Raw genomic sequence first — 14,334 nt, 5'->3', positions numbered from 1 at the left:
GATCAATTGACTGCCATTAAAACTTTAATCGGGAACCTTAACGATAATTCTAAACTATAGCCATTCAATCCCCCTTCATGGATTTGATTTATATTTTGACCCTCAATTTGATAATCAACGACTAACCTGGATAAAACCGGGCTACCAAAATTCCTTGAAAACTGAAGAGACAAAAAGGAAGAATTCAAAAATCTTCGTTCAGTAAATAATCCAGCCCTGTAACTGAACATACTTCGCCAATTTGTTGATAAAGCTTCAAATGAACTAGTCGCCTCATAAGTTTGATCTCCTATTGTAGTTGTTCTTTGCCCCCCTCCATAGTAATAGGGGCTATCTGCCGTGTTAGACAAAATCAAAAAACCAGAAAAGCTAGGGCCGATTTTCCAATTTTTCCTTTCATCAAGAGGCAAATGATACTTCAAAGTTAGAGGGATACCTCCTGCAGAAAAATGCTCAAAGGTCATAAAAACAGCTTTTTGACCATCCCAGTCCAATTGATAATTATTGTTATAACTATAATTTCCGTAACCAGTTTCAATTGAAAAATCTTTGAAATAATAGCCAATACCCAATTGGAACTGACCGCTAATATTGGAGTACGTGTAGGGGTTTTGCAGAAGTTGCTCTCTTAACCTAATCCCTCCTAACATAAAAAAATAAACCCCGTCTTCTCCTGCTGCTTTTTCCTTTTGGAGGTTTAATTCATCAGGAATATGTTTATTACTATGACTAGGAGATTTTTTGAATTTTTGACCACTTATTCCAAACCCTATATACGCTCCTAAATAACTGCCTTTACTTTTCGCAACTAAGACATGCTCAAGGTTGCCTCTGTAGAAAATAGGTGCATTCATTTGATCCATTAAACGTAGCCCCTGCTGATATCTTAATCCTAAAGTGAGGTAATTTCCGCCCGTTAGGTACCTCTTAACTCCCCCTTCTAACCTAATTCCTAACCCTAAATTGGAAGCTGAAACTAGACCTAAAGGAATTCCATTAAATTCGTCACCAGGCTCAGGTTCATATACATCCAAGAAAGCAGGACTTTTCATCAAACTCAAACTTGGCTGGAAATAATATGAGTGAGAAAAACCCAACCAATTTTTGCGAATCCCCAGAGCAATTAAAGGGATAACATCCGTTGAATACCCCGTAATTCTAATAGTGTCCGCCTGAGAAGAAAAAGCAAAAGTACCTAGATGACGCTTAAAAAATTCCACCTGAGTACTGAGTTGCCATGTCGGGGCTATTTCAGTTATAAAACTCAATCCAAGGTGATAGCTCAGTGGATTCGATGTAGAAATATTAAAATTTGTAGGAATTACCTCAAATGGCAAAATGGCTTTTGATGGACCGGTATAAATTTCAAATGCAGTTTTTTCTTGCGCGAATGTCAAAAAATTAAGAAATAAAAATCCAAAAATGAAAAGTGTCTTTTTCATATAGTTCTAGTTGATTTTTCAATTAACTAGAAAAATAGATTTTTATTATATTATTTTTTTTTAGGGCCCGAAAATTCTCAAAGAAAGCGCTAGCAAAATCTGCTGATGGCGAAAATCCTGATTCCCTCCTAACACACGATCCATCGTGAATTTCTGATCATTGAACTCTCGTTCATAGCGAAGATCCAGTCCCAATGGACCTATAGAAACTCCCATCCCGAACTGGTAACCCATTCTAAGCCGTTTGTTGAAATCGGAAGAACTTCCCGTCAGATAATTATCATTGAGGGTATAATGGAATGAAGGCCCGGCGAAGACATTGATTATTTTGAAAAGCTGTATTCCACCCAAAATAGGAGCGTCAATTCTTTGTGCATTCGCCTCTCCAAAGGAGGTTTGAAACCTGCTTTCAGTAAATACCAGCTCAGGACGAAGATAAATATCATAAGAGCTCATTTTGTAAAATATCCCTGCATGATACCCTACACCTCCTAATGGATCTTTCCAAACTGATTCGGCATCTTTAAAATATTTGCCAGAGGTATTATAATTTGTTCCAAACTTGACTCCTAAACCAGATCCCTGTTGTGCCAAAGCCATCGGGTAAGAAATCAGAAAGAAAAAACCCAGGTAAAATAGCTGCTGAAAACTTTTCATAACTCTCTCTTTTAAGTTTTGGTCGATCCTGCCGCTTCAGTTGTAATCACAAATCATCTTTTTTTGGATCTGAGTACGTAATTGGAATGGAACTCAAACAGATCGCGAACTGAAGTGTTTATAAATCAGTTTCAAATACGAGACCAAAATCACTTAGCTGTGAAAAAAACATCCAATATGTCTTCACCTAAAAAATCATTTACAATTATGTTCAGCTTTATACTAGGCCTACTGATGGCCTGTAGTGCTCCATCCGAGCAAGGTTCAGCTAACCAAGAAACAGAAAAACAGGCAGATCCAGTCACTTCATTCTCCGGTAAAACAGAGCTTGCAACTTTTGCAGGAGGATGCTTCTGGTGCGTAGAAGCCCCATTTGAAGGAATTGACGGTGTATTATCCGTTGTATCCGGATATGCTGGAGGAAAAGAAAAAAATCCAACCTACGGGGAGGTAAGTTCAGGAAAAACCTCTCACCGTGAGTCAGTTCAAATTACTTTTGACCCGGAAGTGATCAGTTACTCAGAGTTGGTTGATATTTTTTGGCAAACTTTTGACCCCACAGATGTAGGTGGATCCTTTTATGATAGAGGCTCCCAATATGAGTCTGCAATCTTCTTTCATGATGCTGAGCAAAAAAAGGTAGCCGAAGAATCCAAAAAGCTGTTGGATCAGTCCGGGAAATTTGACAAGCCTATCGCAACTCCCATTATCAAATACACCAACTTCTACGAAGCAGAAGAATATCATCAAGATTATTATAAGAAAAAGCCTCAGGATTATTATTCCTACAGAACAGGAAGTGGCAGGGATGCTTTTATCAAAAAGCATTGGCCAGAATTAAGCCAAGAAGAATACCCAGCTAAATCAAAAGAAGAGCTGAAAGCTACATTAACTGATTTACAGTATGAGGTGACTATGGAAGATGCAACTGAATATGCTTTCCAAAATGAGTACAATGGAAATAAGGAGGCTGGGATTTATGTATGCATAGTATCAGGAGCTCCTTTATTCAGTTCTAAGGACAAATATGAGTCAGGTTCAGGATGGCCAAGTTTCACCAAACCAATCGATGCTAGGATAATAGATAAACCAGTTGATAAGACCTTGGGAATGATTCGGGTGGAAGTTCGAAGCAAATTAGGCAATAGCCATTTAGGACATGTTTTCTATGATGGACCAGAGCCTACCGGATTGAGATACTGTATGAATTCTGCAGCGATGAAGTTTATCCCCAAGTCACAAATGGAAAAAGAAGGATACGGCGAGTTTATTTGGCTAGTTAATTAATCTTCAGCCCCGTTCAAATCGGGGCTTTTTTTTTATATTTTTGATGAATAATTCGGAATTATTTTTCATAATTTATTATTTGAATAAATAAATCTTATTAATATCACCACGGAACCCAACTCCGACCTTTCACTACTTACCCATTTGATGGCCAATTTTAACTTAATAATCGTAGATGACGACCCTAATTTCTTGTTCATCCATGATGTCTTGGCAAAGAAATCCGACTTCCATCAAACTCCTTTGAAATTTGAAGATGGATATGACGCAATCCGTTTCTTGGAAGAGAACATGGATAAAAACCACCTTCTGTTCTTGGATATTTACATGAAAACAATTGATGGATGGGGTGTTTTGGATTTCATTGAAAACAAAAATATTCCCGAAAAAATAAAGGTGATTTTGATTAGCTCATCTGTCAATGTAGCTGATAAAAATAAAGCCATGGAATATTCAAGCGTGATAGATTATATCGAAAAGCCACTTCCGTTTGAATATCTCAACATGTTGAAAGAACAAGTAATATTTTAAATTAATTTTCGAAAGGTCAGGTTAATTCTTCCTTTACTTACTTTTTTACTTTTGGGAATTTGATGCTCCCAAAAATGTTGACTCTCCCCTCCCATGATCAATAAGCTTCCGGAATTTAAAGGGATATTCAATTTTATTTTTTTATCCTCGTAATGCCTCAGCTGAAAATTTCTGGTTTCCCCCAAACTGATTGAGGCTATGGTCGGATTTCGTCCCAAACTGCCCTCATTATCCCTATGCCAACCCATGCTGTCTTTTCCATCCCGATAAAAATTAAGCAGCACATGTGTGAAAGATTCCATACTTAATTTTTCAATCTGAAACTTAATTTCACGAAGGGTATCGTTCCACGGAATCGGATTCATGGTAATCCCAGAATAACTATATGATTTTTCGGGATCTCCATACAAGGCAGTTAATCTTGGTTGCAGGATTGTTTTCCCAAAAAGGCGAATAGGCTCCTGTTTCCATTCGATTTCTTTTTCCAAGCGCTGGTACAATTCAGAAGCCTTCTCCCATTGAATAAAGTCAGGATAGTACCTTACCTCACCTTGAAAGGGTAATAAATTTTGTCCGCTTTTTTGAAATAAATCCTCCTGCATGATTTAAAAACACGAAAACACTTGCTAGGTTTTATTTTGTCTTTCTATTTTTTAGATAAAATCACTGCTTATATTAGAAGTTGAAAATTAAATATTATGAAAAAATTCGGGTGGATTTTCGGATTAATCCTTGTTCTCATATTAGGAGCTATCTTTTGGTACAAGTTTTTATTTGTCTTCGGTGAAGGTGTAAAAGCTGGCTCTTTGAATTATTTTGTGAAAAAGGGAGTCCTGTTTAAAACCTACGAAGGACGTGTGGTACAGGAAGGATTCCAAAGTCCAACTGCAGGCGGACTCCAAAGCAATGAGTTTAGGTTTAGTGTAACTGACCCCGAAGTTGCTGAAAAATTGGAAAGAGCCTCAGGCAAATTTGTGGAGCTACGCTATAAAGAATATAATGGGATGCTCCCTTGGAGAGGAGCCAGTAATTTTGTGGTTACCGAGGTTCTAACTGTAGGAGAAAGCAAGATGGGGAATTCATCCGGCCTCCCCTACAATTAAGATTATCTTATTTGGTCCAATAATCCACCACCGTTACATCTTTGAGATGAGGGCCGATCAATTCCCCGAATTTCTGATGGGCAGGATGAGGCAAGTAGGTCTCTCGGTCTGCTTCTGAATGAAATGTCAGAAAAAAGGCATGAGTAAGGCCTTTATTCAAATTTTCCGGACTATTGTTGAGCCCCCATTCAAATGACTTGATTTCAGGAATTTCATTCTGAAGGTTTTCAAATGCCTCGATGATTTGATTGATATCGGCCGGACTGCTACTCTCCTTGAAAGCAAACAAAACAACATGCCTTAAAACAGAGTCGGGTTGAGGGTCCATGGTAATTTCTTTATAAACTTCTTTTTCAATTTCTTTTACTTCCTCTTTCTTTTCCGTACAGGAAAACACTAGGATAAACAAGCAAAACAGCAGATTTTTTCTCATAGAATTAGGATTGAGTTTGGAATGCTTAAGTTAGCAACTCTTGACAGAATTAGGAAAAAAGAAGATTAGCTGGGAAAGTCAAGAATTGATTGTAAATTCAACGATAAATAAGTAGAAAAACTATATTTTAAATAATGAAATATCCCACTCTATCTCCCAAATACATCTTATGGATTTTTCTTGTTTTACTGGGTTTGCAGGCTTGTTCGTCTGATAATCAACAGGAAAAATCTTCAGAAAATGATTTTCAAATAGAGAAAATAGACTCCTTTGAAGTCAACAATCTCACAAGGGTAATTATCAGTGATTATTCCGAGCAGGAAAAAACGTATTTGGGCTACGCAACGGCAGAAGATGAAATTCTGGAAATAGATTTGGATGGAAATATTATTCAAAGAGCTAAAAAGAAAGGAGATGGTCCGGGTAATTATGGTAATTGGAATCCTATCGGAATGAGTTTTGGTCCGGATGGATTAAGGATTGCTGAATTGCCCTTTGCATTATTTGCCTTTGATTCCACTTATCAAACCCAATTTCAGCAACGAATCCAGTCTCCATTACCTATCCGTGCATTCGGTCCTCTCGGAAAAACTCAATATTTCGAGTCAAATGACAGTACCTTTTTTTTAGTGGGCCCCAGCAATTATTTATCTGCCCATTATCTGATCAGAAACGAGGAAGGCAGGGATACATTAAAGAATTTCTACAAACTGCATCTGGAGTCGGGAGAGATGAAATCTGTGGTCCCATATAGAGCGCAATCTGTTTACAGACAAACGGAAGGTTTTTATCCTGAATTGATGACCAAATCCTTTCAAATTAATCGGAAGACTTCCGAATTATTGGTTTTACACGGTCTAGAGGATGAAATTGAAGTTTATGATCTTCCGGGTTTGAATTACAAAGGAAGTATTCCCCTGAAACATGAGGAGTTTTTAACTTATAACTCGGTCCCTATTGAAATTGCACAAAACGATGAAAGGATCACCCAGCTTAGAATGATGGCTGGGAGGAATATCTCCCTGATTCAAATCGATGAGGACCTTTATTTGATTTCTTATTTCACGGGAATTACACCATCTGAATATGATAATCGAAAAGCGGAAGATCCTCTTTATAGTCCTATTTCAGACCTTAATGAGAAGAGATTGATCCTTATTAAAAATAAGAAGCAATTGAATCAAGAACTTCCATCTGTGCCCGGAACTATTTTATTTGGAATGGGAAATGGAAAATTTTTGGTTCAAGAGCCTGAAAATTCAGAAATTGAGGAAGAAGTTACGCGTTTTTCAATTTATCAGGTAAAAATATAAAAGCATGAAATCGAGCACGAGGAGAACGAAACACATTGGCATGCCCCAATATATCGGGGAAACTGTGCGACCTATGTGCCGCAGGCAGGGATTCCATCCCGATTTTCGGGACAGGTAGTGACCTTTGAAAACAAATTATAAACACATGAAAATTGCATTTTTTAGTACTAAGTCATATGATGAAGATAGCTTTGGCTCCATTTTGCCAAACTATGATCACGAGATCACCTATTTTGAGACGAAGCTTGACCAATTTTCAGCTCCTTTAGCAAAAGGATATGAAGCTGTCTGTGCGTTTGTAAATGATAGTTTGGATCAAAATACTCTTACTCTCCTCAAAGAAAATGGAGTTCAGTTAATAGCTCTTCGTTGTGCCGGTTACAATCAGGTAGATTTAGAAGCTGCGAGTTCTTTAGACCTTCCTGTAGTCAGAGTGCCAGTCTATAGCCCTGAGGCAGTTGCTGAACACTCCTTTGCCTTGATTCTGACACTAAGTAGAAAGACACATAAAGCATACAACAGGATCAGGGAATCCAACTTTTCTCTGGAGGGGCTCACTGGATTTAATTTATACCAAAAAACTATCGGGGTCATAGGTACCGGGGCCATTGGTAGGGCTTTCTGTAAGATAGCATTGGGTTTTGGATGTGAAGTTGTAGCCTTTGATGTATTTAAAAATGAAGAAATGAAGGACATAGGGGTAAATTATGTCAATTTAGAGGATTTATTCTCCCAGTCTGATATCATTTCCCTTCACTGCCCCTTAACTCTGGACACAAAGCACTTGATCAACAAAGCTGCTCTCTCTCAGATGAAAAACAACTGCATGCTAATCAATACCTCGAGAGGAGCTTTGATCGAAACCAAGGCGGTAATTCAGGCTTTAAAATCCCGGGAACTAGGCTATTTGGGCATAGATGTATATGAGCAGGAGGAAGACTTATTTTTCAGAAATCTTTCTGAACAAATTTTGGAAGATGAGCAAATCTCCAGGTTGATGACGTTTCCCAATGTCTTGATTACAGGCCATCAGGCTTTCTTGACTCATGAAGCTTTGGCACAAATAGCCAAAACTACCCTAGACAATATTACTCAATTTGAAAAAGGAGAAAGGCTAGGCAATCAGATTGCTTTGAAGTAAACTCCCAGTTTCCTTTTCTGATCGATTTTTCCAAAAAAAAATCCCTGTAGCATAGCCCCAGGGATTCTATTTTGAAAGCAGGAGGAATTAACCTACTACTTTAACGTTCACTGCGTTAACACCTTTTTTACCTTGAACTACGTCAAAAGTAACTTTGTCATTTTCACGGATTTCGTGTACTAGACCGGAGTGGTGTACGAATACATCTTCACTGTTGTCTGCTGGTGTAATGAAACCAAAACCTTTGGTTGTGTTAAAGAATTTTACTGTTCCTTCATTCATGATTACTAATTTTTACTTTGTTGTTTGTTATTGAAATATTGATTTTTAGGTCTTTCTTTTTTTGGTGGCTCCGGTTCCGGAGGAGTTTCGGATATGTTTCCAAACTCATCGACATAAGCCATCATGTCTTCTAAATCGCCGCTTTTAGGCTGTTCTTTGCGGGCTAATTTTTTCTCTAATTTTTCTTTTTGTTTTCTTCTTTTAAGTTCTGCTTTTTGTTTTTTGATGAATGCATTTTGATTTTTTGACATATAGAATTTTTAGTTGACAAATGTGATGGCACGACCGGCTTTTCCGGCGCGCCCTGTCCGGCCTATTCTGTGGATATAACTATCCATAGACATGGGAAGCTGATAATTGATCACATGGGTCACATCAGCCACGTCTATACCTCTGGCCGCCACGTCGGTGGCTACCAATACTCTGGTGGTTCCGTTTTTGAATTCCTCAATAGTCCTATTGCGGAAGTTCTGGGATTTATTGCCGTGGATCAGACCGGATTGAATCCCTGCCTGATTTAATTTTTTACTCAGTCTATCAGCCAATCTTTTGGTTTCGGTGAAAATGATCACCCGCTCCAACTCTGCACTTTGAAACATATTTTGCAAAACAGTAAACTTATCCTGACCATCTTTCAAATGGACAATCTCCTGATCTACATTCTCGCTGGAGTTGCCTCCACTATTTACTTTTACTTCAACTGGATTATTCAAAAGGCTTTTGATCAATACTGATTGATCCGGGTCTAGCGTCGCACTGAAAAGCATAGTCTGGCTCCTTTGATTCATAGGCGCTACCAACTTCTTCACATCGTTTACGAAACCCATATCCAACATTCTGTCAAACTCATCCAAGACGAGTGTTTTGACCATGTTGAGTTTGAGTAATCTTCTACCATATAAATCCAACAATCTTCCAGGAGTACCCACAATAATCTGCGGATGTCTATGCAAGGATTTTTCGTCAGAATTAATATTTGTGCCTCCAATGAAGGTGGCAGATCTCAAATTCATGCCTTTGGTCAGGCTCTTAAACTCTTCCTCAATCTGAAGCGCCAACTCTCTAGTCGGAGTCACGATCAATGCCTTGAAATCATGAGGGTTTGCTAAAGCATGCTCAATGATAGGTATTAAGAAAGCGCAGGTTTTACCTGACCCTGTATTAGATATTCCCATCAAATCTCTTTTTTCCAAAAGTGGAAGTAGAGACTGATCCTGAATTTTTGTCAAGGTTGTATACCCTTTCAAGGTCAGGTTTTTCTTCAACTGAGCACCGATAGGTAGATCAGAGAAAGTGGTTTCAGATTTAAAATCTGTTTTACTGCTCGGTGAAGCTGTCTTCACCAATAGCCTTGGATCCAATTTGGACACTTTGGCCTGCTTGCCTTGTTTAGGCGATGTTCTACCGACGGGACGTGCATTTCTGCTCTTGTCCCTATTTGGTTTTGGTCTGTTATTCGGATTCATAATGTTAGGCTTTTACTGGCTCTAACTCAGGGCTATTCCCCAAGAGATAAAGCATTCTAAAATGATCATATACTGCCCCAAAAAAATTAGGCTTTGAATAGTAAGGAATCTGGTATTCCTCAGCCGTTGCTTTTACAATTTTTGAAATATCCCGATAATGCACATGGCAGATATCAGGGAATAAATGATGTTCGACTTGATAATTGAGTCCACCTATAAACCATTCCAAAACTCTGGAATTTGGGGCGAAATTACAGGTAGTAGCCAATTGATGTAGCATACGCTCACCTTCCACGATTCCTTCACTATTAGGAAGAGGGAATTCAACTTCAGGCACAATGTGAGCAGTTTGAAATACCATGGTAATTACAAAACCTGTTACAGCGTGCATTACGATGTATGCTAATATGATTTGACCTGCAGAGAACGGAGCAAATAGCAAGGGTAATCCCAAGGCTACAATGAAATAGCCCAATTTCCAGGCGATCAATTTGAATATATTGTTTCTATACGCATTCTCTCCCTTAACCAATCCCATTTTGTGATAACGAGTCAGTCTAATGAAATCTTTGGCGGTAACCCAAGATATGGTGGAAAGAGAATAAAAGATCCAAGCATACAAATGCTGGAATTTATGCAGGAAATTTTTCTTCGCGCTTGGAGAAAACCTTAGGAAAAAGGGTGCATTAATGTCGTCATCATGCTCGTCAATATTGGTAAAGCTATGATGCAAAACATTATGCTGGATTTTCCAAACTGTGGAGCTAGCTCCTACCAAGTTTAAAGTATAACCTACCCATTTATTGACAGTAGGGTTTTTGGAATAAGAACCATGATTGGCATCATGCATCACTCCCATTCCTACACCTGCCATCCCTAATCCTGCTAAAACAAAGCAAGCGTAAAGTTGAAAGGTGGTTTGAGCAATGCCCAAAATCACTAATGCGATGGGCACAATGTAGAGAGAGAGTAAAAAAACGGTTTTAAATACCATCTCAGCATTTCCGTATTTGGACTGCTGGGTAGTTTCAAAATGGTTATAAACTCTTTTTCGAAGGGTTTTGGAGAATTCAGATAAAACTGACTCTGAGAATCTTACTGTTTTAATAAACTGTTAATTAAGAAGGTAAAGTTGTTCCCGGGGGAATTTCGCTGCAGGTTTTAATTTATCGGTCCTATGACCGTCCATTAAAAAAGTAGAAAGAAGAGAATTAAAACCTTTGCAAGGGAGGAACTCTGAAATTTGCTACTTAAGCAGGTTGAATATCAACGCTAAATTATTTTTTTGAATTCTAAAGGGCTTGTCCCTTTTTTGAATCCGCATCAAAGGTGAGGAGAAGTTTCGGTATTTCCTAATTTATTAGAAAAACATCCAATTGGGTAGATTCATCCAAAATATTGATATTCAGTTTTTTTGACCGGAACAGACCTTAATTCAGTTTAAACTCCAATTTGCTATGATATTTAGGTGAATCATTTCAACCTTATTATAGCGTTGGGTAGGGCTGAGGTTTTGTGACCCCAAAGCTTCTTTATTCATGACCAATACCTGAAAATCCAATTTTTGGTAATTTTTAGGATGGAATTTGACTCCCAAGTTCACTTGCCTATAGGAAGGAAAAGCGTATTTATTAGCTAATGGATCACCAATATCTGGAAGCCAGTGAAAGCCCATATGGCCAAATAGTTGGATATTTCTTCGATATTGAAATGAAAAATAAGCTGTCAATGCCTCCAAACTCTCATAGCCTTCATTTCTTTCTCTGGGTATAAATGTATACCAGGCATCCTTCCCCCACTCTCTTGGACTAAGCCACCTCCCTTTACCTCTCAGGATGCTTGTATTCAAATGTGCTTCTACTTTGGAATTCTTCCATCCAACTCTCGTAGAAACTACCCAATTTTGGTCAGAAGGATCTTTGAATGCCAATAAGGGATTATCATTCCCCCCATTTCGGATTCCATGTTGGAAACCTAGCTGTAAGCCAGTGAAAAAAAAGGAAGTCTTTTCCTCTCGATTCCAATCCCTTTCCCATTGGAACCAATAAGTAGAGAATAAATGAGCAGCCCAGGTATTCGAAAAATTAAAAGTACCCCATTCGGATTCTTTTTCTACCTCTGAGATGAGTATAGACCGGCTCTCCGTGTTATTGAAATATTGAGACGGAAGACCATTCACATCTCGGGCAACTGGGAAAATACCGACAGTTTCTCCCGGCCTTAACCAGTCCTTAGTTCCACGAACTCTCAATCTATGAATAAACCAGCCAGAAACTTTCCAATCGGAACTTGGATTGAAACCAAGCCTTAAACCTTCTATCAGAGTAGGTGCCAATCGACCATCTTGAGGGTTGATCCATGGAGTATTGACTCCCATCCTTCCAATTTCAATCTCCCATTTGGTAGACTTATAAGCTAAGGATAGATTTTCAAAAGATAAAAAGGCTTTATCTCCCCTATTTAATAGATCAAATAATCCAGTTTCATATCGGTTATCTCTATTGGTCAAGGGATCATTGGCATATATATCCGAGCTCCATGTATTCAAAAAACCTCTGATAGATGCTCGGAAATACCATTTTTGAAGATAATTGGACTTTATGCCCAGACTCAGAGAATTACCCCATGCAAAATCATCTTTAAAGTCTTTTTGGTAAGAAGTACTCATCCAAAAACTTCGAGCATGAATAGTTGGCTGAAAACTCAGCTTTTGGGCAGAACCTTGGGCATTCAGTCCTAATGGAAGAATCCAAAATAAAACCAATGTGGTCAGTTTCATTCCGACTTGGACTTTGCTTCAGTGATAGGTTTGAACGGACCAAATTTATGTTGCACTTCAGGGAAACTGTCACTATATGGCCCAAATGGATGATCCATCGGTTTTTTGGAAATATCAGGCCAATCTTGACTTAAATCTTTGGATGGCCTTTCCATGCTATTGACATAGGCTGCCACATCCCAGGCTTCTTCATCTGATATAAGCGGGTTTTCAAAAGTTGCTCCCAAGGGCATATTGGCTCTGACATAACCCGCAAACCTAGAGAGTCGAAATAATCCTGCTCCCTGATTGTAGCTATTCGAACCCCATAAAGGAGGATAGATATATCCACTGCCATCTTGCTTTGCCAAACCTTGACCCTCTGGACCATGGCAGCTTTGACATTGATTGATGTAAATACTTTTCCCTTTTTCCGGATCTGCTGCTCTATCCAACAAAGGAACCTCATACAAACCTACCCCTTTGGGCTTCTCTCCTTTTGGAACATCCTTCCCTACCCAATTCATATATGCTACCATAGCAATCATTTCCTTGGAGTCTGATTCCAATGTGCCTCCATTCAAACTGCGCTCAAAACAATCATTGATCCTCTTGGGAATATCCTCTGATTTTCCGGAGCGTGATCTGACTTTTGGATAAGTAGATGCCACGGCTGAATAGTTATTTCCTAAGGGAACCGTTCCTGCCTGTAGGTGGCAGTTTTGACAATTGAGTCCATTGGACATTTTTCTCACCTTCCCGTTTGGCCCTAAATACTCAGCAGTATTTGCGATCAAATCCCTGCCGTACTTGATTTCTTCAGCATTTGGCTCTAATTCTACTTTAGACCAATCAGGAGCCATCCACATTCCTGCTGGATCTTCTAAATACTTGGGTTTGACTTCAGCAACTTCAGTCTGCAAGGAAGTTTCAGGATTTGAGTTTTTCAGAGATGGCAGTTGAATTCCTGCTGAAGAAATTAAAACAACACCTCCAACCATTGCTACTAAAGCAGTAGCCAATGCCAATAAGCCTAACAACAGAGAAATGATTTGTAAAAAAGGTTTTCCTAACTGATTCATAAGATGCTTGATTCTTTACAAAAATGCAGGATTTATACACTGAATTCCTGTGACTTGCATCACATCTAAATCAAGTTAAGCAAAGGAATTGAAAAACACCTCTCATTTTCTCTTTCCCTTACACTTCGCTGTGAAACAGACTTTATCTTCTAGTACGGCTTTCAATAAAAACTCTCCTGAAAATTCGTAAACCATGAGATTCAACTGATCCCCAAGTTTACACTCCGATTGATAATTGATGCTAAGCTCCTCGATAATTTGCATCCCTAATTCCAGACAACAATCCTCCACCCAACGGATATAGCTGGTATTATTCACATGGTTGTATAAGTCTAAATCAGAGTGCTTTACCTGAAGAGAGCAAGAGAAAATCTCCTCTCCTTCCACTAGTATTTTTGGAGGCTGCCAATCCGGCTTTAACTGCGGATCAAATACTTGAGCTGGCAAAACCTGATCGGGCCTTTGTATCCTTTTGGTTCGCAGATCTAAAAGCAGCCAGGAACTCATAGCTCGAACCAAAATATTCCCGGATTTATCTCTTACTAAGAATTCCCGAAAGGCAAAAAACTTTTCAACCCCTCTTCCACCTGTGAATACTTCAATTTCATCTCCCCACTTAGGAAGCTTGAAAATTTTAAATTCAAACCTGGATAAGGCCCACATTTGCTGACTCTCCATGAGATTCCTGCCAAAATCTTCAGAATCAGCGTGCTTCCAAGCAATCTCCTGAAGTAAGTCTGCCAAGGATTTAACACGAAGCGTACCATTGGGGCTGACCATGAAGGAGTTGATTTCAAATATCTTTCTGAATTGGAAATTCTCGGGGTAACTCATAACGT

16 protein-coding genes are annotated in these 14,334 nt (G+C 38.8%); 5 read left to right on the top strand and 11 right to left on the bottom strand.

Annotation, left to right across the window (positions count from 1 at the left end):
- Window positions 1–2 precede the first annotated feature (2 nt).
- Both B2906_RS14795 and B2906_RS14790 read right to left on the bottom strand, forming a co-directional pair.
- A complete protein-coding gene (locus tag B2906_RS14795) occupies window positions 3–1,442 on the bottom strand; it encodes a hypothetical protein (protein WP_219956682.1) in 1,440 nt (479 codons plus the stop codon).
- A gap of 60 nt (window positions 1,443–1,502) precedes the next feature.
- Entirely contained in the window at window positions 1,503–2,099 is a 597-nt protein-coding gene (locus B2906_RS14790; RefSeq protein WP_219956683.1) for an outer membrane beta-barrel protein, read from the bottom strand.
- 177 nt (window positions 2,100–2,276) lie between these two features.
- On the opposite strand from B2906_RS14790, the gene msrA reads away from it, so the two are divergent.
- Window positions 2,277–3,386 carry a peptide-methionine (S)-S-oxide reductase MsrA gene (msrA, locus tag B2906_RS14785; RefSeq protein WP_414631668.1) on the top strand — a complete coding sequence of 370 codons (1,110 nt, stop codon included), beginning with the start codon at window positions 2,277–2,279 and terminating at the stop codon, window positions 3,384–3,386.
- 147 nt (window positions 3,387–3,533) lie between these two features.
- Entirely contained in the window at window positions 3,534–3,917 is a 384-nt protein-coding gene (locus B2906_RS14780) for a response regulator (RefSeq protein ID WP_091649089.1), read from the top strand.
- On the opposite strand, the gene B2906_RS14775 is transcribed toward B2906_RS14780, so the two are convergent.
- Entirely contained in the window at window positions 3,914–4,519 is a 606-nt protein-coding gene (locus B2906_RS14775) for an alpha-ketoglutarate-dependent dioxygenase AlkB family protein (protein ID WP_219956684.1), read from the bottom strand. The two genes, B2906_RS14780 and B2906_RS14775, sit on opposite strands and share 4 nt — an antisense overlap.
- Before the next feature lie 96 nt (window positions 4,520–4,615).
- Here B2906_RS14775 and B2906_RS14770 point away from each other — a divergent pair, with 96 nt between their 5' ends.
- Window positions 4,616–5,020, top strand: a complete 405-nt coding sequence (locus tag B2906_RS14770; protein WP_091649083.1) for a hypothetical protein — start codon at window positions 4,616–4,618, stop codon at window positions 5,018–5,020.
- Window positions 5,021–5,027: 7 nt separating this feature from the next.
- Here the strand turns inward: B2906_RS14770 and B2906_RS14765 are convergent, their stop codons facing one another.
- Entirely contained in the window at window positions 5,028–5,453 is a 426-nt protein-coding gene (locus B2906_RS14765) for a Dabb family protein (RefSeq protein ID WP_219956685.1), read from the bottom strand.
- A gap of 134 nt (window positions 5,454–5,587) precedes the next feature.
- On the opposite strand from B2906_RS14765, the gene B2906_RS14760 reads away from it, so the two are divergent.
- Window positions 5,588–6,766, top strand: coding sequence for a hypothetical protein (locus B2906_RS14760; protein WP_219956686.1), 1,179 nt, complete (start codon window positions 5,588–5,590; stop codon window positions 6,764–6,766).
- 145 nt (window positions 6,767–6,911) lie between these two features.
- Window positions 6,912–7,907 (top strand): 2-hydroxyacid dehydrogenase, encoded by a 996-nt coding sequence (locus tag B2906_RS14755; protein ID WP_286940730.1) that lies wholly within the window; start codon window positions 6,912–6,914, stop codon window positions 7,905–7,907.
- An 87-nt stretch (window positions 7,908–7,994) separates the two neighbouring features.
- On the opposite strand, the gene B2906_RS14750 is transcribed toward B2906_RS14755, so the two are convergent.
- From B2906_RS14750 to B2906_RS14720, 7 genes are all read right to left on the bottom strand, one after another.
- Complete coding sequence (locus tag B2906_RS14750; RefSeq protein ID WP_091649072.1) at window positions 7,995–8,189, bottom strand: cold-shock protein; 195 nt, start codon at window positions 8,187–8,189, stop codon at window positions 7,995–7,997.
- A 5-nt stretch (window positions 8,190–8,194) separates the two neighbouring features.
- On the bottom strand, window positions 8,195–8,440 hold the full coding sequence (locus tag B2906_RS14745) for a cold-shock protein (RefSeq protein ID WP_091649069.1): 246 nt from the start codon (window positions 8,438–8,440) through the stop codon (window positions 8,195–8,197).
- Window positions 8,441–8,449: 9 nt separating this feature from the next.
- Window positions 8,450–9,655 carry a DEAD/DEAH box helicase gene (locus B2906_RS14740; RefSeq protein ID WP_091649066.1) on the bottom strand — a complete coding sequence of 402 codons (1,206 nt, stop codon included), beginning with the start codon at window positions 9,653–9,655 and terminating at the stop codon, window positions 8,450–8,452.
- 4 nt (window positions 9,656–9,659) lie between these two features.
- Entirely contained in the window at window positions 9,660–10,649 is a 990-nt protein-coding gene (locus B2906_RS14735) for a fatty acid desaturase family protein (protein ID WP_219956688.1), read from the bottom strand.
- A 441-nt stretch (window positions 10,650–11,090) separates the two neighbouring features.
- Window positions 11,091–12,434, bottom strand: coding sequence for a hypothetical protein (locus B2906_RS14730; RefSeq protein ID WP_219956689.1), 1,344 nt, complete (start codon window positions 12,432–12,434; stop codon window positions 11,091–11,093).
- Window positions 12,431–13,495: a c-type cytochrome gene (locus B2906_RS14725; RefSeq protein ID WP_219956690.1), complete on the bottom strand. Its 1,065-nt coding sequence runs from the start codon at window positions 13,493–13,495 to the stop codon at window positions 12,431–12,433. Before B2906_RS14725 ends, B2906_RS14730 begins: the two co-directional genes overlap by 4 nt.
- A 102-nt stretch (window positions 13,496–13,597) precedes the next feature.
- The gene (locus B2906_RS14720; protein ID WP_219956691.1) at window positions 13,598–14,329 is read right to left on the bottom strand and encodes an acyl-[acyl-carrier-protein] thioesterase; all 732 of its coding nucleotides are present in this window, start codon (window positions 14,327–14,329) and stop codon (window positions 13,598–13,600) included.
- Between the last annotated feature and the right edge of the window lie 5 nt (window positions 14,330–14,334).

The organism is Algoriphagus sp. UBA3586, from assembly GCF_002376385.1.
GTDB lineage: Bacteria > Bacteroidota > Bacteroidia > Cytophagales > Cyclobacteriaceae > Algoriphagus > Algoriphagus ornithinivorans.
Note: the sequence above shows the minus strand (reverse complement) of the source record. Positions and strands in the feature narration are given on the sequence as shown.